The organism is Clostridium sp. K04, from assembly GCF_019734375.1.
Classification (GTDB): Bacteria; Bacillota; Clostridia; order Clostridiales; family Clostridiaceae; genus Clostridium; species Clostridium saudiense.
This window is the reverse complement of sequence record NZ_JAASHD010000033.1, coordinates 1-20,668: the sequence shown is the minus strand read 5'-3', so window position 1 is coordinate 20,668 and position 20,668 is coordinate 1. Positions and strand designations below refer to the sequence as shown.

At 28.3% G+C, this 20,668-nt stretch carries 19 protein-coding genes, 1 tRNA gene and 1 riboswitch; of the genes, 1 reads left to right on the top strand and 19 read right to left on the bottom strand.

Features of this window, described 5'->3' with window-relative positions:
* Positions 1-13 precede the first annotated feature (13 nt).
* The 13 genes from HCG70_RS13175 to HCG70_RS13115 form a co-directional block, all read right to left on the bottom strand.
* On the bottom strand, positions 14-1,570 hold the full coding sequence (locus HCG70_RS13175; protein WP_221697867.1) for a pectinesterase: 1,557 nt from the start codon (positions 1,568-1,570) through the stop codon (positions 14-16).
* A 4-nt stretch (positions 1,571-1,574) separates the two neighbouring features.
* Entirely contained in the window at positions 1,575-2,459 is an 885-nt protein-coding gene (locus HCG70_RS13170; RefSeq protein WP_042393698.1) for an ABC transporter permease, read from the bottom strand.
* Positions 2,460-2,461: 2 nt separating this feature from the next.
* Positions 2,462-3,394: an ABC transporter ATP-binding protein gene (locus HCG70_RS13165; protein ID WP_042393695.1), complete on the bottom strand. Its 933-nt coding sequence runs from the start codon at positions 3,392-3,394 to the stop codon at positions 2,462-2,464.
* Positions 3,394-5,781, bottom strand: coding sequence for a hypothetical protein (locus HCG70_RS13160; RefSeq protein WP_042393692.1), 2,388 nt, complete (start codon positions 5,779-5,781; stop codon positions 3,394-3,396). Before HCG70_RS13160 ends, HCG70_RS13165 begins: the two co-directional genes overlap by 1 nt.
* A 241-nt stretch (positions 5,782-6,022) precedes the next feature.
* A complete protein-coding gene (locus HCG70_RS13155; protein WP_221697866.1) occupies positions 6,023-7,756 on the bottom strand; it encodes an LPXTG cell wall anchor domain-containing protein in 1,734 nt (577 codons plus the stop codon).
* Positions 7,757-7,907: 151 nt separating this feature from the next.
* Positions 7,908-7,982, bottom strand: a tRNA-Cys gene (locus HCG70_RS13150).
* A gap of 112 nt (positions 7,983-8,094) precedes the next feature.
* Complete coding sequence (locus HCG70_RS13145) at positions 8,095-8,670, bottom strand: class I SAM-dependent methyltransferase (protein ID WP_042393689.1); 576 nt, start codon at positions 8,668-8,670, stop codon at positions 8,095-8,097.
* Positions 8,663-9,193 carry an ECF transporter S component gene (locus tag HCG70_RS13140; RefSeq protein WP_042393686.1) on the bottom strand — a complete coding sequence of 177 codons (531 nt, stop codon included), beginning with the start codon at positions 9,191-9,193 and terminating at the stop codon, positions 8,663-8,665. The genes HCG70_RS13145 and HCG70_RS13140 overlap by 8 nt, the downstream gene beginning before the upstream one ends.
* A gap of 258 nt (positions 9,194-9,451) precedes the next feature.
* The gene (locus tag HCG70_RS13135) at positions 9,452-10,138 is read right to left on the bottom strand and encodes a TIGR00266 family protein (protein ID WP_042393682.1); all 687 of its coding nucleotides are present in this window, start codon (positions 10,136-10,138) and stop codon (positions 9,452-9,454) included.
* A 28-nt stretch (positions 10,139-10,166) separates the two neighbouring features.
* Positions 10,167-11,042 (bottom strand): prohibitin family protein, encoded by an 876-nt coding sequence (locus tag HCG70_RS13130; RefSeq protein ID WP_221697865.1) that lies wholly within the window; start codon positions 11,040-11,042, stop codon positions 10,167-10,169.
* Positions 11,029-11,175, bottom strand: a complete 147-nt coding sequence (locus HCG70_RS13125; RefSeq protein WP_172676187.1) for a hypothetical protein — start codon at positions 11,173-11,175, stop codon at positions 11,029-11,031. Before HCG70_RS13125 ends, HCG70_RS13130 begins: the two co-directional genes overlap by 14 nt.
* A 330-nt stretch (positions 11,176-11,505) precedes the next feature.
* Entirely contained in the window at positions 11,506-12,126 is a 621-nt protein-coding gene (locus HCG70_RS13120; RefSeq protein WP_042393676.1) for a trimeric intracellular cation channel family protein, read from the bottom strand.
* A 139-nt stretch (positions 12,127-12,265) separates the two neighbouring features.
* A riboswitch (glycine riboswitch) is annotated at positions 12,266-12,351 on the bottom strand.
* A gap of 32 nt (positions 12,352-12,383) precedes the next feature.
* Positions 12,384-12,809: a PIN domain-containing protein gene (locus HCG70_RS13115; RefSeq protein WP_042393673.1), complete on the bottom strand. Its 426-nt coding sequence runs from the start codon at positions 12,807-12,809 to the stop codon at positions 12,384-12,386.
* A gap of 223 nt (positions 12,810-13,032) precedes the next feature.
* On the opposite strand from HCG70_RS13115, the gene HCG70_RS13110 reads away from it, so the two are divergent.
* Complete coding sequence (locus HCG70_RS13110) at positions 13,033-14,223, top strand: hypothetical protein (RefSeq protein ID WP_221697864.1); 1,191 nt, start codon at positions 13,033-13,035, stop codon at positions 14,221-14,223.
* A 923-nt stretch (positions 14,224-15,146) separates the two neighbouring features.
* Here the strand turns inward: HCG70_RS13110 and HCG70_RS13105 are convergent.
* The 6 genes from HCG70_RS13105 to HCG70_RS17690 form a co-directional block, all read right to left on the bottom strand.
* The gene (locus HCG70_RS13105) at positions 15,147-15,767 is read right to left on the bottom strand and encodes a hypothetical protein (protein ID WP_221697863.1); all 621 of its coding nucleotides are present in this window, start codon (positions 15,765-15,767) and stop codon (positions 15,147-15,149) included.
* A 261-nt stretch (positions 15,768-16,028) separates the two neighbouring features.
* Entirely contained in the window at positions 16,029-16,877 is an 849-nt protein-coding gene (locus tag HCG70_RS13100; protein ID WP_221697862.1) for a helix-turn-helix domain-containing protein, read from the bottom strand.
* A 508-nt stretch (positions 16,878-17,385) separates the two neighbouring features.
* On the bottom strand, positions 17,386-18,363 hold the full coding sequence (locus HCG70_RS13095; RefSeq protein WP_221697861.1) for a hypothetical protein: 978 nt from the start codon (positions 18,361-18,363) through the stop codon (positions 17,386-17,388).
* The gene (locus HCG70_RS13090; RefSeq protein WP_221697860.1) at positions 18,308-18,451 is read right to left on the bottom strand and encodes a hypothetical protein; all 144 of its coding nucleotides are present in this window, start codon (positions 18,449-18,451) and stop codon (positions 18,308-18,310) included. The genes HCG70_RS13095 and HCG70_RS13090 overlap by 56 nt, the downstream gene beginning before the upstream one ends.
* 659 nt (positions 18,452-19,110) lie before the next feature.
* Positions 19,111-19,758 carry a recombinase family protein gene (locus HCG70_RS13085; RefSeq protein ID WP_396021003.1) on the bottom strand — a complete coding sequence of 216 codons (648 nt, stop codon included), beginning with the start codon at positions 19,756-19,758 and terminating at the stop codon, positions 19,111-19,113.
* Positions 19,759-19,963: 205 nt separating this feature from the next.
* The gene (locus HCG70_RS17690) at positions 19,964-20,542 is read right to left on the bottom strand and encodes an NUMOD1 domain-containing DNA-binding protein (RefSeq protein ID WP_221697858.1); all 579 of its coding nucleotides are present in this window, start codon (positions 20,540-20,542) and stop codon (positions 19,964-19,966) included.
* Between the last annotated feature and the right edge of the window lie 126 nt (positions 20,543-20,668).

Here is a 20,668-nt window from a genome sequence, read left to right as displayed (position 1 = left end):
ATTAATATTTGGATTAATTTAATTGCTCAAAATAATTTTTTATAATATCTTTTAAGCTTTGTGGTAAATTGCTATTATTAGCTCCTTCTAAAGCACTATTACTATAATCACCAATTACCTTATCGTAATCTATCTTTTCTCCACCTATATTCATCCCAGTTTGATTTTCTATTCCTTGTGAATTTCCATTTTCATTTTTATTACCAGTAAGATTCCCATCTTCACCTTCATTTCTTCCTGGAATATATATTTGCTCACCTTTAGAATTTTCTAAATCATTTTCTTTGCCTTCAGTACTACCAGTATTCCATCCCGTTCCATAACCTGCCCCTGATCCATTTCCACTTGATCCGCCTTGCCCTTCACCACTTCCAGAACCTGAGCCTTGACCATTACTAGATCCTTGTCCTTGACCTTGATTTTCTCCTGATTCTGATGATTGCGAACTACTACTTTGTCCAGTACTATTACTTATTGATTTTGAAATAGCATCAGATAGGCTTTCGCTATCAAGTTTTTTATCTAGCACTGAATTTGAAGCATTTTTCAAAGCTTCTGCTAATTCTTCATCACTCATTTCTAATGCTGCATTTTTTAAGGCTTCAGAAAGTTCACTTAGCTCTGCACTACTCATATTATTTAGTTTTTTTTGAATTTCTTCTAATTCTTTATTTATACCTTCTGTATCTCCATTCATCATTGCTTCTGCTAAATCTTTACTTTCTTCTTTTTTCATAAGCTCATTTACTAATTTATTTACATCTTTTTTAGCTGTATCTTCTTTTTCTTTATTAAATTCATCTAATAATTTCTTTTTAGCCTCTTCCAATGCTTCTTTAGCTTTTTCTGAAGATAATTTTTCTTTTTTATCTTCTAACTTTTTTTCTAAACGTTCTAAAGTCTTATTTAATTCAGACTTCTTTTCACTTTCTTTTAATTCCTTAACTGCATCTTCTAAAAGCTTTTTAACTTCTTCTTTTTCTTCCTCTGATAAATCTTCTGACTTTTCTATTTCCTTCTTTTCTTTTTCAACTTTTTCAATAACTGATTTTTGGTATTTATCAAACTCTCTTATTTTTTGTGCTTCTTTTCTTGCAGTAGTAGGCACAAACATTACTAAAATACACATAATTACTAGTGCTAAAACTAATAGTACTTGCTTTTTATCTATATTCATCTTAATATTCTTTTTTATATCAAAGTTTTTAATATGACTTACTGTATCTTGCTTTTGCGCTATTGACATATTATCATTACACTCTATAAGTCCTAATGAAGTAATAAGCCTTTCATCTAATCCTTTTGAATCCACCATAAGGGCGATTTGATTCTTTTTCGGTGATTTAATAAATCCAAAAATTAAAATAATTACTAGTCCTATTACTAATATTCCTATACAAATTTCTAAGACATAAGGAATGCTTATAAAAAGTGATATTAAAAGCAAACTAAAGATTAAGCATAGCAGAATTTTCAATCCTACTATGCTTAAATTTAATAAGAAGTTTGCTTTAATTCTTTTAGAAGCCTTATTTAAAAACATTAAAATAGCTTTATCTAAAGAATCCATTTTACTACTCCTTTACTTTTTTAGATTTACTTTTTCTTTTCTTCTTTAATGGATTAAGTTTTATTGCTGCTAAATATATAAATAATATAGAAAGCCCTAATTGCACTGCTATTGAAATATATTCTGAATATGTGCTTATTCCAAATTCAGATATTATAGACTCAAAGCCCATACCTGATCCAACTTGATTTAATAGTAAGCTTGCAAATCCCACTATAGGGCTTAAATACACTATAGGAGATGCTTTAGGTACTGTAGATGTATAATTTCCACTCATATTCATTTGGTAAACAGTCACAATAAGTATTACCCAGGTAATAACAATAATTCCTATATAAATAAGTAAAACTAATCCATATGTTAATGCTGTAGCCGCCTTAGAAGTTTTTACATATGTAGAAACAAAAACTCCTATTGAACTAACAAAAATTGTGTTAATTATAAAAAATACTACCAACCATAATATATTAGTAAGCTTAACACCACCAATTAATGCTCCTATTGCATAAAGCGGCATTGTTGAAATTATAAGAACTATAACTCTTAACGATGAAGCCGAAACCTTTCCTAGAATTATTTGTAATGGTGTCAACTTTGATGATAGCAATATGTCTAATGTTTGTTTTTCCCTTTCTGAACATATTGCAGTTGAACTTAATGCTGGAACTATGAAGAGTAACAATAAAGCTTGACCAATTGCCATTACAACATAAAATATAACCGATGATTCTAAATCTAATCCACTTGAAAATATTCTTGAATTTAATGAAGTATAATAAATCATTACTGCTATTGATAAGGCAGCTATATATGCAAATATCATAAGTGTAAATTTAATACTTCTTACTGCTATTTTACTCTCATTTCTTAATACTGGATTTACTCTCATAATTATACCTCCTCATCACTATCTGCTGTAATTTGAATGAATACATCTTCTAAATTACCAACTGCTCTACTGTAATTTAATATTGGAATATCTTTTAACACTAAGAACTTTAAAAGATTGCTTATAACTTCATCATCACCTTTTATATTAGCAGTAATCTTCTTATCATCAACCTTAATGCTATCTACATATGGTAATTCTTTAAGAGCTTTAACTGCATCCTCTTCTTTATCTAAAACAGTAAATACTATAGGTGAAGCCCCTGCTGCTCTTGTCATTATTTCATCAACAGTTCCTTGGCAAACTACAACTCCATTTTTAACTATACCAATATTAGTACATACTTCCCCAAGCTCTGGTAATATGTGAGAAGAAACTATAATTGTTTTACCCATTTCCTTTAAGTTTCTTAATATCCCCTTCATTTCATATCTAGCTCTTGGATCCATTCCTGAAGCAGGTTCATCTAAAATTAAAAGATCTGGATTATGAACAAGACACCTTGCTAAACATAATCTTTGCTTCATCCCTCTTGATAATCCATCAACATAGGCGTCATATTTATCTTCTAAATTAACTAATCTAAGTAAATCCATAGATAATTCTCTTGCTTCTTTTCCAACAATCCCATAAATTGAAGCATAAAACTCTAAATACTCAATTGCTTTTAAATTATCATAAACTCCAAAGAAATCTGGCATGTATCCAATTTTATCTTTTAATGCCTTATTATTTTTTATTGCATCTATTCCATCAACATAAACTTCTCCACTATCTGGTGATAAAAGTCCTGAAATAATCTTCATCGTTGTACTTTTTCCTGCACCATTTGGCCCTATAAAACCAAATATCTCACCTTTTTTAATCTCTAAATTTAATCCATTTACAGCCTTAAAACTTCCATATGATTTTTCAAGATTCTTTATAACTAACATTATTTCTCCACCCCTTTTATCATTAATTTTGGAGCTGCATTATTACCATCATTGCTAGCTACAATCTTTATTTGTATCTTATTATTTAAAGTATAGCTTCCATCATTTGATATCTTATAGCTTCCTGATGATAAACTAAATTTTTCATATTCATTTGTATTATAATTGTATATATAATACTCTCCATCAACTCCATATTGATATCCCCATCTATCAGTACCTGAATTAATAGTAATTTCTTTTACATCTACGTTAGTATCAATATCATATTCTAAAATTACATCACCATAACCATAAATATATCCTTCATAATAATCAAAGTTTGCTGTATCAGCTATAGAAGCAATATTGTACTCAAAATATCCTTCTGGAAAATTTAAATTTCCATCTTCATCCTTAAAATCTATATCTGCATCTTGTACTACCGCAGTTAAATCATAATTTGAAATTGATTTATTTTCTATTTTTAAACTATAATCAACCGGTAAGTCAGTAATAGCAATAATTTTTGTTTTCGCTCCAATATAATTACCATTACTTAGTAAATATAATAATGAAGAATATCTTTCTACATTTTTAAATTTCGGATCTCTCTTATCTACAGAATCATCCCATTGTGCATTATAATATTCATTTTGAATACTATCTGCATATCCTTGAATTCCATAACTATTTTTTATTTCTGCTTCTGAAATAGAAATTTGTTCTCCTGTACTTACTTCACCTAAATCCCATACACTCTGCCCAGATACTATAATTAATTTTTTAATATCATAGTCTAAATTATTTTTAATAGTTCCTTCTAAACTTCCATCTTTAATTTTTAAAGAGTTTTCTATTTTAGGTAATACTATTTCTTTTCCTGAAACCTCAAATTTATTCATTTCTGATACATTATTGGCTACTGTAAAATATGAATTATCTTTTATATATGTTGTTTTAATTTTTAAAGTTTTAGTTTCACTACTTGTATCTCCATAATAATAATAGTCATCAGAAATATACTTCATATTTAAATTTTCTTCTTTTTCTATCTTTAAATTACCTTTATTTTTACTTCCAATACCTATATATCCATTTATTTGCCCTTTTCCGTTTTCATCAGTTGATATAATATTAACTGAGTTTACTACAACATCCTTAAATTTCATCTTACTTCCTAATAAATAAATTAATATAGTAAATATTACTGCTGTTATAGGTATAAGTATCCATGTTAATTCATTTCTTTTCATCTTCTTTAAAACAACATATAAAACTATTCCAACTAAAACTGCATATGTTGCAAGTATTATTCCTAATGTTACTGGGCTTACTACATCTTGAACTGGAATATTTCTTAACATATAACTTGCTTGATAGCTTGATGAATTATAGCTGCCATTATAATCTTGTTGATAAATCTTATCAAACGTTTCTATCAACATATTTTGTAACATTAAAGTTGCATCACTACTTGATATAAAAGGCTCTAATCCTAAATCAAATGTAGTTACTAAAATAGTTCCTGCACCTCTATCTAATGAATAAACTAACTTATTTCCATAACTGTTATTTGTAACGGTTGCTCCCTCTAAAGTTATTTGTGATAATATTAAATTTAAATTTTCATTAGTAATAGCAACATTTCTTTCAATAGTTCCTTCTGAAGAAATATTTAAGAAGTTCTTATTTATGTTAGTTATTGTTTTACTTTCATTTGCACCTGTACCAATTATTAAAGTTCCACCTTCATTAACCCAATTATTTAAGGAACTATAATGATCTTCATTTAAATTGGCCATATTATAGTTATTTATTACTATTAAATCTAATACATCTATATTTAATCCGTTTTCACTCAGATAACTTTCATCTATATTAACGCAATTCATTCTTCCTACATTTGAATAAGAAGAATCAAAATAAGTTATATCTCCTAAATACCCTAATGCAGTAGCATCATCAGTTAATAATCCTGTTAGTGCATTTCCCTCACTTACTCTTCCAGAAGAAACATGAAATTTTTTTTCATATAAAACTTTATCATTTTCCACTAAACAAAGTGTTCCACTATTATTTCCATCTAAAAATTTCACTGGAATTGTTACACTTACACTTTCTCCAACTTTTGCGTAAACTTCCTTTGAATATGAGTTATATCCTCCTGCATAGTCAGATACTATCCTTAGCTCTATTTCTCCATTAAAATCTTTTTCTAAATTATTTATTTGTACAGTAACTGGCATATATTTTTGAGCCTTATATTTTCCATCTATACCATAACTTATAGTCAGATCATACTTATCATCATTTTTACTTGCATTTACCTTCATATTTGGTGCAATTAAATTAAAGATAAAGACTAATAAAATGGCACTAAATATTTTTATATTTTTTACTTTCATTCATCCTTCCCCCATTTTTTACATTATTTTACCTTTGCATATTATCCTATCATATTCTACCTTATTTTTCACTAATTATCTTTTCTTTTCCATTACAGTTTTCTTAAAAATTTCTTAAACTATTTTATATTTCATAAAAATAAATCTATATAAAAAAATATTACTGGAAATCAAATTTTCCAGTAATATTTTTCTAGAACTAAATTATATAAAATTATTTACAGTCTTAAATTTTCATAAATTATTTTTTATTTTTTACTATGGCTACACCACTTAAAATCATTAATATTCCTATTAATATAAAATTACTTCTACCTGTATTAGGTAATTTATCAATAGTATTTTGGTTTATCTCTTCTTTATTAGGTATAGTTGATGGATTAATTGGTTTATTAGTATCAACTATATTTGCTTCCTCATCTGGTATTGGCATTGGATCTAAATCTGGTATTTGTGTTGGTTTTAAATTTTTTATATTTGTAAATTCTACCGTTATTATTTGATTTGCTTCAATTTTTCCAGTTGAATTGCTTGAAGTTACTTGGTATTCTTCATTATCACTTTCAATTATTTCATACTCAACATTTGCTGGTAATCCTATTGCTTCTTTGCTTTCATTATCTCTTAGTTTAAAAATTGAAACTCCATTTTTAAACTCCATTTCTCCATACTTTCCATTTATAGTTTTATCTGAAAGTATTACTGTATATGTAAATTCTTTTGTTTTATCTGCTGCATTTCCTGATACTTTATTCGTTACTTTCAAATCTCCACTTGAAACATCTCCATATGTAAATTCAGTCCACAAATGTGTTCTATTTGTATAAAGTCCCGTCATTTTTTGATACTTTTTACCTTTATATTCAATATCTTTTAAAGGGGAATACTGACTTGGTTCTTTTGCCCACATTATATTACTCCATATTCTGAATTCTTCATCACTTTCAGGCATATGATCTGAAACAAAAACATAATCTTGATTTCCATAAATATTATCTACTGATCCATTCATTAATGAAATTCCATCTGGTAAATCTAATATATACATTCCATTATATTCATCAGGCTCTTCTATTCTAAAATTCCCACTATACCATTTTCCATCGCTTCCTTGAGTAAATTTAAAATCACTTTTAACTTCAATTTTATTACTTAAAGGTTCTTCTGCAAGAATAATAAAATCAGAATTAGCATACTGCATGAAGACTTCACCAAGTTTATAATTCGATATATCATTTAAGTTATTAGATGGAACTCCATAATCATACATCAATTTCCAAATTGCACTTTGAGTATTATTATAGGCTTCTTCTTCAGTAACATAATAAGAATCTGAATACATATATGCAAATGCCTCTAGTGGGTTATCAAAATTAATTAAACATATTACTGCTTTATAAAATGGGTTAACCATAATATCTGGTTTTGTTAAACTACTATTTATATTAGTTTCTTTCGTCATTAAAACATCATAAATAAATTTTAATAAAACATCTTTATTCTCACTAAAGTTATCAATAGTAAATTTATGATGTCCTAATTCTGGGAATGCCTCTACAAGAATAGGATCTGGCTTTAACATATCATTAAATTCTTCTTCAGAAGGAATATATCCATCTTTATCTTCAATAATTTCGTAAAGTCTCATTCCATTATAAGGATATCCCATAAAAAGAATCTTTTTCAATTTTTTAATCATTTCATCATAATTTTGAATATCCTTTGAATCAAGGTACCCATATATATAATCTGGAATCTGTTGTCCATTTTCTGTTATGTGTGGCCAATTAAGTTCATTATTCATACAATAAACAACAATATCTTCTTGAGTGTTTTTAGGATCTTCAATATAATGAATACCATCATAAAATATTATTTTACATAATGTCCCATCTGCAAAGGTACTTTTTGATATAAGTGTTATAAACATACACAAAAAAATCATTCCTGAAATTAATCTTTTTAGCTTTTTCATATTATTTACTCTAACTCCTTTAAATCTAAATATTAATTTCTTATTCTCAATACAAATGAAATATTTTTATTTACCATCCTTTTATTCCAATATTTAATAAAAGGGGTTATACACTAATATTTAGTGTATAACCCCTTAATTTAAACTATTTTGGAGGCGCCACCCAGATTTGAACTGGGGAATAAAGGTTTTGCAGACCTCTGCCTTACCACTTGGCTATGGCGCCTTATATTTATTAGTATATATAATACTCTTCAAAATGTCTAGACTTTTTTATATTTTAAAGTATAAGAAGCTATAAATTCAGCTCCTTATACTTTATAAATGCTAAAACATGTCTACTTATTTTTTATAGCTTCTATATAATAAATTTCCGAATTATCAATAGTAGTTCTAGTACTTAAGTATTTATTTATTATTCTAACATTATCTTCTACAGGTAATAGTAAATCTTCTTTAACTAAATCACTTTTAGAATGCACATGGTTTATTTCATTTCTGCTTTGAGAATGAGCTATTATAACTTTTCCATTTTCATTTAATAATTTATATAAATGTTCAAATAATTTTTCTTTATCTTTAAAATGAGGGTATGCTGAATATATAAATATATAATCATATCTACCTTCATTAAAATTCATAATATCAGATACTACAAACTCAACATTTTCTTTCTTATATTTTTCTCTTGCTACTTCTATCATATTTTCTGAGATATCAACAGCAACCAATTTTGATGGCGACTTTTCTAACAAATAACTAATTAATATACCTGTTCCTGTTCCTATATCAAGAATTTTTGAGCCTTTCTCTATATCCGATAGTTGAAGTATTTTTCTTATTTTTTTATCATCATGATGACACATTTCATCCCATTTATAAGCTAAGCTATTAAAAAATTCTCTATTATTCATTTATCACAGCTTCTCCTTTTTTCACATGCTCTACAGCCTTTAATACTACTGGTATTAATATGAGCTGAATAATTATTCCTGGTATTGCTTTAATAAAAGTTGTAGTCAAAAATGCTGTAAATACAAAAACATTTCCACCTACTGTTAATAAAATATAATTTGCCACTCCAGATACTATTCTTCCAACAACCATAGCTACAATTAATGATATAAATATATTATACTTTTTATCTTTATATAATAGTCCTGTAACTATTCCATATGTTGCAAGCTCAAATGCCATAGAAACTCCTGTTGGGAATATAGCTGGCATTCCTAAAAGTACTGAATTAACAAAAGGTAATAATATTCCTAAAATCAAACCATACTTTTTTCCTAATATTACCCCACATAATAAAACTGGAATATGCATAGGTAAAAATATTTGTCCTGGCAAACTAGTTACATGAAAAACATAAGGTATAACTATACCTATTGCAAGAAACAATGCGGCCCATACCAAATCCTTTGTTTTTTCATTCATAAAAACTCCCCCCAATATTATATTTCTATTTTCCATAAATTGTTTAATAACAAAATTGTATCATTTTTAATTTTTTCCAACAACCTAGTTATACCTATATTATTTTTATTTTTCTCCTTAATTTCTATTATATTTTTTAAAATAACTACTTCTAGTACAATCTGCTACAATCATTTTAACATTTCAGCCACTCATAGCTATATTCAAAGATATAAAAAGAAAGAGCTGTCAAATTAACCGCTCTTTCAATATAAATATTTAATTATTTCTTGATGCTGGTAAATATGGTATTATTCTTTCAGCAAAACTTGGCATTGTCATAGTTTGAAGATATACTCTACCTGGTCCAGTTAAAGTCGTTAAAAACAATCCTTCTCCCCCAAATAATATATTTTTAAATCCCTTTACCATTTTAGCATCATATTTAACACTTCTTTCATAAGCTGCTATATTTCCTGTATCTACTATTAATTTTTCTCCTGGTGCTAAATCTTTTGCAACTACACTACCATCAATTTCAAGAAATACTTTACCTTTTCCTCTTACTTCTTGCATTATAAAGCCTTCTCCACCAAAGAATCCTCCTTTTACACTTCTATTAGTTGTAAGTGATAGATTAACACCTGGCTCTGCACATAAAAATGCACTTTTTTGACATACATATTCTCTTCCATCAGATAAATCTAGCACTATTATTTCACCCGGAAATGATGAAGATATTGTTATTTCTCCCGGATAGTGTTTCGCTGTATATGTTGCCATAAATATTGAATCCCCAGACATCATACGCCCTAAACCTTTAAATAATCCACCTTTCATATTCGTATTCATTTCTATATTTTCCGTCATCCAAGTCATTCCACCAGATTGTGTGTAAATACTTTCCCCTTGATTCAATCTTATTGTTACAGCAGGTAAATTTCCTCCAAAAATATTATATTCCATTTTATTTTCCTCCATTATGTTTTATTTATTATTCTATGTTATTTAAATCTAAAAGCGGACTTATATCACCTGACGTAACCTTTGGTAATACACCATCCCACTTTTCAATATACAATTTACTTAAAATTTCATCATTAAGATCTTGTGTTAAAATCTTATTTGCCTCAGCTTCACCTTGTGCTTTGATAATTTTTGCATCTGCTTCACCTTGTGCTTCAACTTTTTTTCTTTCAGCTTCTATTTCTGCTTTTTGTGCCTCTATTTTAGCAGTTTCTAACTCCTGTTGCTTATTTATTCTTTCTTGAATAGCTTTAGCTGTTTCATCATCTAATTCAATTCTAGAAAAATTTACTGAATCAATTATAATTCCATACTCATAAAACTTCTCTTTTACATGAGCTAATACATTTGAATTTAACTCTGATCTTTTTTCACCATATATATCAATTACTGAAAAAGTAGAAGATACTTCTGAAGTCCATGCTTTCATCTTACCTCTTATAAAATTATCCTCTATCTCTTTACCTGTTTGTCCCTTAAATCTAGTGAATGTTTCTGGAAGTCTATCTGAATCAAAATGATAGCTAAACTCTAAATCGACATTAACGGTCTTCCCATCTGATGTTGGTATCATAAATGAATCATCATCTAAAGAACCTTCCTTTTTATCTCTTGAAAGATACGCCTGCTCAGTTGCTACTGAATATTGTGATACCTTTTGAAATGGTGAAACAATTCTTAAACCTTGAGTTAAAATGTTATCTTGAATACCACCTCTTAAATTATATACAACTCCAACATATCCTGGTTTTATTTTATGTGTTGACAGTGTTATTAATACTCCTCCCACTACCATTACTCCAGCAACTACTATTCCACCAACTATTTTATTACCTTTTTTCATTTTTTTCGTCCCCCTGCTCATTAAATATTTTTTCATAATATCTCCTAATAAATTCTCCTATTTTTTCAAAACAGGGTGAAATTATTACCCAAAGTAAAACTAATCCTATTATAATAATTAAAGCTAATACCATTTCCTCCCCCTAAAAATTTAAATATGTATTTTTTATCTTTTTATACATTTCTAAAAATTATTTAAAACATTTTCTATAATTGTATTATATAGTATTAATTAACTTATATCAAATTGTTATTTTTTTATTTTGAGCTCTTATAGACCATATAGTAGCATATTTGATCTTTAAATTAAATTAACACATATTTATACTATATTTACGTTCTATTTCATTTTCTAAGGTTATTTAATAAATATTATACAAAAAAGGTATGAGGATTTTCCTCATACCTTTACTTATTATTTTAATATTAGTCTTTTTATATTCTTTTATAAATTAAACTTTCACTTAACTCTCTAAGAATTCACTTTTTCTGCATACTACTGGTAAATTAATAGTCTTATAATAACTTACCATTCTTATAATTACTATTGCTATTAACGCAATAAATTGTGCTACATCTACTCCAATTAGTGGATAAATAAACCAAAGCAAAGTTACTCCTATAACTCCTGCAACACAATAAATATCATGTTTGAATATTTGTGGTTTTCTATTTGTTATAATATCTCTTAAAACACCACCACCAACTCCAGTTATACTAGCTGCAAATATGAATAACATATAATTATAATTACTACCAATAGCTTTAACTGCTGCAGATACGAAAAATGCTGCTAGTCCAATAGCATCTATAAAAACAAATAAATTCTTGTGCTTTAGCCTTCCTTTTAAAAGTATGGCAAATAAAGTTCCAGCAATAATAAAAGGAATTGTCATATAACTTGTAAAAAATACTGGTATTCCAACATTTGTAACAATATCTCTAAGTACGCCTCCACCCATTGCTGTAATTATTGCAATTATATATATTCCAAAAACGTCAAATTCCTCTTCAATTGCTACTATTGCTCCTGATACGGCAAAAGCAAAAACTCCTATATACTCTAAAATTGTTATGTAGTCCAAAAAAAATCCCCCTCATTTATTTTTACAATAGACTAATTATTAAAATAATTGCGCCTCTGTCTTTTTACCTGAAAGATTCTCCTACTACATTTAAGATTGCTTCGTCGGTGTCTTTTATACATTAGACTTTCCAGAGTTTTCTCAAAATTTGGTCCTTTTGCCTGAGAGTTTGCCGCACTTTCCCCTTCGGCTCTGTAACTGTACAGTATCTCCCAAATTTCTCAACGAAATACCTGTAAATTATAATATATCTATTATCACAGTTCAATATCTAAAATACTTTTAACTCTATTTTCACCTAAAATGTAATTAGCTATATTAAATAATTCCTTATCTTCTGTGATTAAAGTTAAACTTTCATCAGTATAACAAGCACATATTTGTAATAAATCATTTTTTGATAAATTATTATTTTCAAATCTTCCTTTTATTTCGTAATCATATATCATAAAGAACCCACTCAGATAACTATTTTTAACTTCAATACTACAGGGTAAAAGCTTACAAAACCTTTCACTTAAAATTTCTTGCCTTCTATATATCTTTTTCTCTTTAATTGAAAGTTCTTCTAATACTTCTTTTAATATAACAACTTTATTTTTCTCTATCAATTTTCCTAAAAGCATTGAATTATCATTCCAAAGCTTAATAACAATATTAGTATCTAATAAATATTTTCCCATTTTCAATTCTCCTCTTTATTATCTCAATTATTATATAAATTCTTTTTCATTGATTAAAGTTCTATACATTAAAACTAAAAGGTCCTTATCTAATACTATTCTTAATATAACATATAATAAAATATTTTACTTTAATTTATAAATTTACTTTTATTTCACAATATTTATCCTAATAAAATAAGTTGTTAATGTAATTTTTTAAATCCATAAGGAGGATATTATTTTGCCTGAACTATTTACACAACCAATTTTTATAGATAATGAAGGTTTTAAACTTGATGAAGCTGGTTCATTAATTGCTGGGGTTCATATAGATGCAGATAAAGCTTATTCAGAACTTCCTGATTTACTACAAAAATTTATCAATACTCAAAATGAAGAAGTTTGGTCAGAAATCGAAAAGAAAATTGATTATATATATAGTGGTATCTTTATTATGCTAAATTATTTAGATGAAGAAACAAATTTTATGTGTAAACTGCAAGAGGAAGTTAAAAAAAATAAAATTTTACTATTTAAACCCAATATAATGTCTCCTGATTGTATATCTGGTTATAATCACGGTGCAGGTTCAGCCTATTCACTTGCAACAAAATGGCCTATGGTTGCTGCAATTATGCGTTGGTTTCATGATAATGGTAATATAAATTATTCTCAAATGGGATTAATTGAAGGTTGTAATGATTTAATTGCTTCAATATGCAACAAAACCTTTAGTTCACAAATTAATAAGATAATTACTAACGAAGGAATATTAGAAGGCAGAGTTGAAGGTTTAGTTGATGGTGAAATTAAAACTTTTGATGGTGGTTGGGGATTTTATTATGTACGTAAATATTTATCATCACATTGTTCACAAGATGAATCTGATAATCCAATGAATGGATACGAAGAAAGCTGCAACGGCATACTCCTTGCCCCTGGTGAAGCCAAGAATAAACTAATGATTTATGATATTAATACGCTTCAGGAAGTTCCTTCTAGAAAAAGTATTTTTCTTGAAAAATTCTCACTTGCTTTCAAGCTAAGTCAACAAGAAAATCAAGAAAAAGATTTATTTTATAATAAAATGATATATGGCAAAGGCTATTGGCCAAGCTTTAAAACGGCTGAATATATTTATAATATGTCAACTATATATGGAGGCACAACAACTGAAACAATTTCTGAATACTCAGCATATGGTTCAATATTTAAATATTGTGATATTGTATTAAATAATAGCCATTACACCAGTTCTACAAATGCTTTATTAAATTATTTTAATGACTTAAAATCTGGAATAAAACCTCTACCTTTTACTTTCTATATACCTATTGGATTTGGGAAAATGAATAGAAAACCTATACCAAATACAGTAGAAACAAACGATCCAAAATTAATTTTTACAACTGAATTTAATGAAATTTGGTAATATCTTTTATATAAAATACTTTTTTTAAATGCTATTTTAAAGCTAAAGAAGGTTTATACTTTTTTAATTGAGATAAACCTCCTTCTCCATTTTCATATTTGAAATAAAAATACCTTTTGCTATTACATCAGTAAAAACAAAAGGTATTTAATATCGAAAGTACTATGGTTTTCATTATGTATTCCATAGTCAATTCAGTTTTCACCCATTTCTAGAACTACTAAATTTACTTAAAAGTCCTATTCATCCCATCCTTCTGGGAATTCAGCATTGTGGTAAACTTCTTGAACGTCATCATCATTTTTGCTCAACTGCCCATACAATGCGACTTGTAGCTCTTCCATACCATTTAATTATTACTAATGTATATCACTATGAATTTTATCATTAATTCCATACTCAAGCAATAGTAAATCATCATCTTTTTACTCTTGCTATCCATCCATACAAATCATAAATCTCCCCCTCTTCTTTAATTCCCCCTTTTACAGTAACTATTGCATAATATCCAATGCTGAAACTGTTCTCTATTTGAATAAACTGAATTAATAAATCAAAACTATTTAACTTCTGTTACAAAAACATAATTTTAAAATCGTTGATAATGAACAAGTTAGAATAGGTTTATGATGCTAAAATTTCATTTTTCAACAGAATCGATGTAAAACTGTACTGTTACTACAATAAGTATGGCTTTTGGCTTTTGGATTTTAATTCTCTTGGCTGATGCTGTTACTAAATAATCTCACGTACTTCTGTTAATTATATCCAGCTAGTAACCATTGCTTATGCTGTTGTAATATTCTCTTTTATATCTCAGTATAGAATAGTAAATTGACTTTTCTGACTTCTGAGATAAATTTTAAAGACAAAAATAGGATAAAGTGACTATTCAAATCACTTTACCCTATAATATTTCTTTATTATAATCCCGTCTCTATTGTCATTTCTCCAATCGGACTTCCAAACATATTATCATAGAAAAGAACTTTTAATGTTTTACTACTTGTTGGCATTGCATATGTAGCAGAAGCACTACATTTAGCTCCTATAGGAAGACTTTTACTTCCTCTTGCATCATCAGATACTGGGTAAGTATCTAGAACATTTCCTTGTTCATCAATTACTTTGAAATGAGAATCAAATAAATAAACTTCATCTGTACTACTAACATTTTCATAATTAAAATCTAAGAAAATTACATACTCTGCTGGTTTCTCTGAAAATTGATTTCTTTCATCTGTAAATCTAATTCCTTCAATAGCAACATTATAATCCCCATCTGAAGTTGTTATAGTGTATGATTCTCCTAATTGCATCTGTGTTAAACCACTACTGCTACTACTTTGTGATTTATCATCTGACTCGGTATTATTATTTGAATTATCTCCTGTTGAGTTCTGCTCTTGAGATTGTTGACTATTATTCACTTGTTGCATAGGTTGCTCTGATTGACCACCTAGTACAATTCCTCCTAATAAAAAGCATACTATTCCCACAGTTATTCTACTAGTTAATATTTTTTTTAATTTACCACTTTTCATATATTTCTTTCCCCCGCTAAAACTTTTTTCTACTTATTGTACCATAAAACATTTGCGAAGATTGTCTTTTTTTGTCTCAGTCTGTATTTTTGTTTCGACATTTAATAATACAGTTATTTAAAAATGAAATTTAAGTTTTATTTAATATACCATCGAATTTGGGTAACTTTCTCAATCTTCTGCTCAAACTTGAGCACATCTTTTAGATATAACAAAAGGATGTCCATCTCTAGACATCCCTGTAAATACATTGCAATATATTTAGCTAACTTTCAACAACTCCACTTCTCTTGTACCTATTTCCCCTTTTGTTTCTAATACCTTCTGTAGCCTATCATAGAGCTTTGTTTTCCAATACAAAGGTGCAACTATGATATTATTTCTTTTGACTTCTCTTCCATTTTCTCTCTGAATTTTTACATACTTCTCAATCAATCCTAACTCCTCAAGAATGATGTTGATATATGTTAACTTTTCACAATTATCACCACTCTTGGATAATCCTATTCTTTCAAGTATCCGCTCTTGAGTTAGGAAGCATTGACCCTCAACTTCATCTCTATTGAATGAATAGTAAACCATGTACACTTTTATTGCATCCTGTGTCAAGCTTCTGCTCAACATCTTTATGAAATCAACATTCATTTTTATGTAGTATTCAAAAGTATCCCTATTTTTCATTTTGTAATATTCTCCTTTATAGCCTTCTATCACTTCATTTCCATCTACTACACCAACTATGAAATTCATATCTTTCAAATACTTCATCCCTTTAGCTACTGTTCTTCTGTCTATTGGTTTCTCATAATACTCTTTACTTCCTTTAGGTCTTGTCATAGCTGTTATTCTATTTGCTAAAGCTGAATTATTAACCTCATCAACCTTTACATATCTGAAATTATCCGTACAAATTCCTTTCGACATCTCTTGAAGACATAGCCACAACCCATACAAGAACTTTTTTTCTCCTAAAGTTTCTTTTGTTGTTGGTAATAATCTTTCATTGTTAGGCTTCTCATACTCCCTAACCTCTTCTTTTAAAGTTTCATCATATCCGATATGCTCAATTTCTGGCATATTGAATTGATTAAATCCTGTTGATTCAAACATAATATTACGTCCTCTCTTTCTTTGTTTATTCTGTGTTACATTTTACTTTTATTTCATTTTATTATTGCCAACAGATTTTTAATTTGTAAAAGCTCTATATAATTTTTTCACAAATTCAAAAGATTTCTTTGAAGAGCCTTTAGGCTCTCTCAATCTATTACTTTTCTCTTTCTTTTTTCTATTAATTGTTCTATTAGTAAAATCTATTACTACATATCCTGTATTTGTACATCAAAAGTGATATATTTGCACAATGCAAGTGATATATTTGTACATATTTTTGATTTTTAGTGATATATTTGTACACTAATAGTGATATATTTGCACAGCCTAATATTTTACAATTAACTTTTTAACTCTTGAAGAGGTGTTCAAAACTTTCCAAAAGGGAAAATTGTGTATATTAATATCATCTTGTACTCTAGTTACACTTTGAATCACAATCAACAAATAACTCGGGGGATAGCAAGAAGAGTTGAGATTACCTATCCCAACTCTCTTGATTTCATCATGAAGCTACATTTGTCCATATTTCCTGTCTTTTTCTTTCTTCATATTCTCTTCTAACTCTTTCACACTCTTGTTGCCATAGCTCTTCTCCCTTTTGCAACTCAAGTTCTTTCAATCGTATTCTTTCTTTTATCTCTTCTTCTGTTATTACTCCAATAGCAATTTTAACTTCATCTATTAACTCCTCAGTTGTAGCTACAGATGGCTTTATAATATTTAATCCATAATCCACATATGCAACTTTACGTCCCCAAAATGCATTATCAATCGGAATTAAACTTTTCTCCAAGTTACTGTATTTTACAATCTCTCTGTTCTCTTCATGACTAAATACAAAAGCACTGATTGTATCATAATCACAAGCTACATCAGATTCCTTCAGTATCCTTTCATACCTTCTCAGCTTCTCAACCATTTTTGTATGATTCTTTCCATTTAGTCCACTCAACCATGTTGAGATTTTAACTTGTATATTCAATATTTTCTTTGTGTTATGGTTAATAACTTGAATATCTACTTTGTGGTTGTAATCTAGCCAATCATTACTAACTATTTCAATTCCATCTACACTCTTCAATGCATATTGCAATGAAATCAACAGCCTATACTCAGATACAAACCCTATGTAACTATTCCACAATGAATAAAGATTGAATATTCCATAAATATCAGCATCAGATATATTCACCTGTTGCTTTTTTATCTCCATATAAAAAGCATTCAATAGATTATTATTTGAATATCTAAACGTCGTATAAAATATATCTATATAAAAATCAAATGAAATCATATTCATCTTTACAATGTAATTAAATACCTCTTTATGAAATACCTTCATGCCCTCCTTCATAGCCTTTCTATTTACAGAATAGAATGCTTTCTTTGCTTTCTTTAGTTCTTCATCTTTCTCAATTCTTTGGCTATATTCTGTAGCCGAATCCAACCACTTCTTTTGGTCTTCCATTAATTTTATCAATCGTAAATTCTCCTTCTTTCTTTAACCTCTCAAAGGTCTCAATTAAACTTTGTGCCATTGTTTCAACTGTTCTTTCTACTATTTTCATCTTTACTTTCTCCTTCTTCTTTCTTTTCATTTTCTTTTCATTGATTTAATTGTTATTTAGGTACTCTATTAGCACTGTTGTAATTGGCGTTGACAGGCTCTCTCCTCGTGCTAATGCAATAAGCTCTCAACTTTGATTTGACTCTTGTATTTAATACATCATCCTTTCTCATTACTATTCCTTTCTTTGTGTTACATTTTCTTTATTCGCACTATTATTGCCAATGAAATTTCTAAATGTAAAACTCTCATAAACTTTCTCAACTTTTGAACGTTAACTTTCAACAGTACCATTTTGATTCAACGTAAATTGTAAAGAGAAATTCGCCCATTATTAAAAAATATTTCTCAACTTTCTAGGCTGATACTCTAGAATAGTTCAAAATAAAAAAACGCCTATATCCCACCATATACACGCTTTCTTTTAATTCTACCTCTTCACCTAGGGTATTACTCGCCATCCATTTACAAGCTTTCAATTTATGAGATTCCCCCCTATGTCCTATTTTATGATTCCCCCCTTACCTAGTTTTCGTAATTTTTTATACACAACTCTCCTCTCCCATCCTCTTTGTTCTCTCCTGTACGATGAAACAACGTATAGGAGGTAGCATTATTAATTAACTACCCCAAACATCAGATACAACAAAAGCATCTAGATTATTCATCTCTAGATGCTTCTTCGTATTTTTTAACTAATCTATAGAATGTATTTCTTTTTAATCCTAATTGCTTCATCATTGATGTTGCTGTTATTTCTCCACCCTTCCAAGTCTTGTATATTTCTTCCCATCCTGTAGGATATTCTGTTTTAGGTCTCCCTAGATGCTTTCCTTCTGATTTAGCTATTTCTATACCTTCTCTTTGTCTTTCTCTAATCTTGTTTCTTTCTTCTTCTGCTATTGTTCCTAATACCTCTATTAGCACATTATTAACCATTTCCATCATAGCTTTTGCCATAGAGCTATCATAGGCACTGAAGTCCATTAATGTAGTAGGTATATCTAATATCCTCAACATTATTTCGTTCTCTTTGTACCACTCGATTTCTTTTTTTATCTCGGCTTTATTTCTTCCCAGTCTGTCCATTTCCTTGATTACAACTATATCACCATTTCTCACGGTTCTTTTTAATAGCTGATATTCTTCTCTATTGAAATCTTTACCACTTTGTTTATCAAGATATATGTCTCTTTCATCTATTACAATGTTATTGTTTTTACAATATTCTTTGATTGCTTTTACCTGTCTTCCCTCATTTTGTTCTTTGCTACTAACTCTTACATATCCAAATACTTTATTTTTCACTCCCATTCCCTCCGTTTGTTTTATCTGATGTAATTATATTATTAAATATGTTTCAAAATATCAATTACATTTTTGAAACATTTCTTAATCACTTTTCATACCTTTTGAAATACAGTTTAATAGTATTTTAGGTCTTGTTTATACTGTTTCAAATGGTGTACCTTTTAAAACATGTAAAATAGTAGGACTAATTATTCCTACTATTTTATTCATTTGACTCTTTATTTTCAATAAAAAATCCATTATATCCCTTCCTAAAACGGCTACTATTTACATTACATCTAGCTGATATTTCAGATAGATGCATTTTAAAGCCAACTAATTCTATGCTTTTATTTGATAACTCAGTCATTGACGAAAATTTACCTATTACACCACCATTTTCGTCATACAATATTACGCCTTTTTTTATTCTATTTCTAGATGCACTCCTTCGCATTTCTTCCTTGCAATCATATGAACACCACCCTAATTTTGCTCCAACTTTTAGATAATCAACAATACTACTTCTATCAATATTTAATAATGTAGCTATATCTTGCGTAGTGCAACTATCATTATTTTTTTTATACTCACAAGCTATTTTAACAAAGCTTTTGTTAGCACACTCTTCACACAAATTCCAATCTATATTTTCAAATTCAATTATTTTTTTGAGGTTAGATTCTTCTATATGTTCTTTAATCCATTGTCTCTCTGACTTTCTTGCATCAATTTCAATATAATTTTCTTTACAAATCCCATTATTTAATGCCAACTCCTTTTTTCTTTTATCGATTACCACTTGTTCTTCATATGAAATAGAAAATCCGCACTCTTGATAATGTTGAAGTCTGAACTGCTCCCTGTCAAGTAGACAGGGTAAATAATAAAAAATTATGATGCTAAGGTATGACTCCTATATTCAAGC

Coding starts and splice junctions, on each gene's coding strand:
- HCG70_RS13135 (WP_042393682.1), bottom strand. CDS start 10,138: ATGGAATATAATATTTTTGGAGGAAATTTACCTGCTGTAACAATAAGA.
- HCG70_RS13140 (WP_042393686.1), bottom strand. CDS start 9,193: ATGAATGAAAAAACAAAGGATTTGGTATGGGCCGCATTGTTTCTTGCA.
- HCG70_RS13155 (WP_221697866.1), bottom strand. CDS start 7,756: ATGAAAAAGCTAAAAAGATTAATTTCAGGAATGATTTTTTTGTGTATG.
- HCG70_RS13170 (WP_042393698.1), bottom strand. CDS start 2,459: ATGAGAGTAAATCCAGTATTAAGAAATGAGAGTAAAATAGCAGTAAGA.
- HCG70_RS13115 (WP_042393673.1), bottom strand. CDS start 12,809: ATGGGAAAATATTTATTAGATACTAATATTGTTATTAAGCTTTGGAAT.
- HCG70_RS13125 (WP_172676187.1), bottom strand. CDS start 11,175: ATGGTATTAGCTTTAATTATTATAATAGGATTAGTTTTACTTTGGGTA.
- HCG70_RS13145 (WP_042393689.1), bottom strand. CDS start 8,670: ATGAATAATAGAGAATTTTTTAATAGCTTAGCTTATAAATGGGATGAA.
- HCG70_RS13165 (WP_042393695.1), bottom strand. CDS start 3,394: ATGTTAGTTATAAAGAATCTTGAAAAATCATATGGAAGTTTTAAGGCT.
- HCG70_RS13175 (WP_221697867.1), bottom strand. CDS start 1,570: ATGGATTCTTTAGATAAAGCTATTTTAATGTTTTTAAATAAGGCTTCT.
- HCG70_RS13160 (WP_042393692.1), bottom strand. CDS start 5,781: ATGAAAGTAAAAAATATAAAAATATTTAGTGCCATTTTATTAGTCTTT.
- HCG70_RS13130 (WP_221697865.1), bottom strand. CDS start 11,042: ATGAAAAAAGGTAATAAAATAGTTGGTGGAATAGTAGTTGCTGGAGTA.
- HCG70_RS13090 (WP_221697860.1), bottom strand. CDS start 18,451: ATGAAAATAGTAGAAAGAACAGTTGAAACAATGGCACAAAGTTTAATT.
- HCG70_RS13105 (WP_221697863.1), bottom strand. CDS start 15,767: ATGAAAAGTGGTAAATTAAAAAAAATATTAACTAGTAGAATAACTGTG.
- HCG70_RS13100 (WP_221697862.1), bottom strand. CDS start 16,877: ATGTTTGAATCAACAGGATTTAATCAATTCAATATGCCAGAAATTGAG.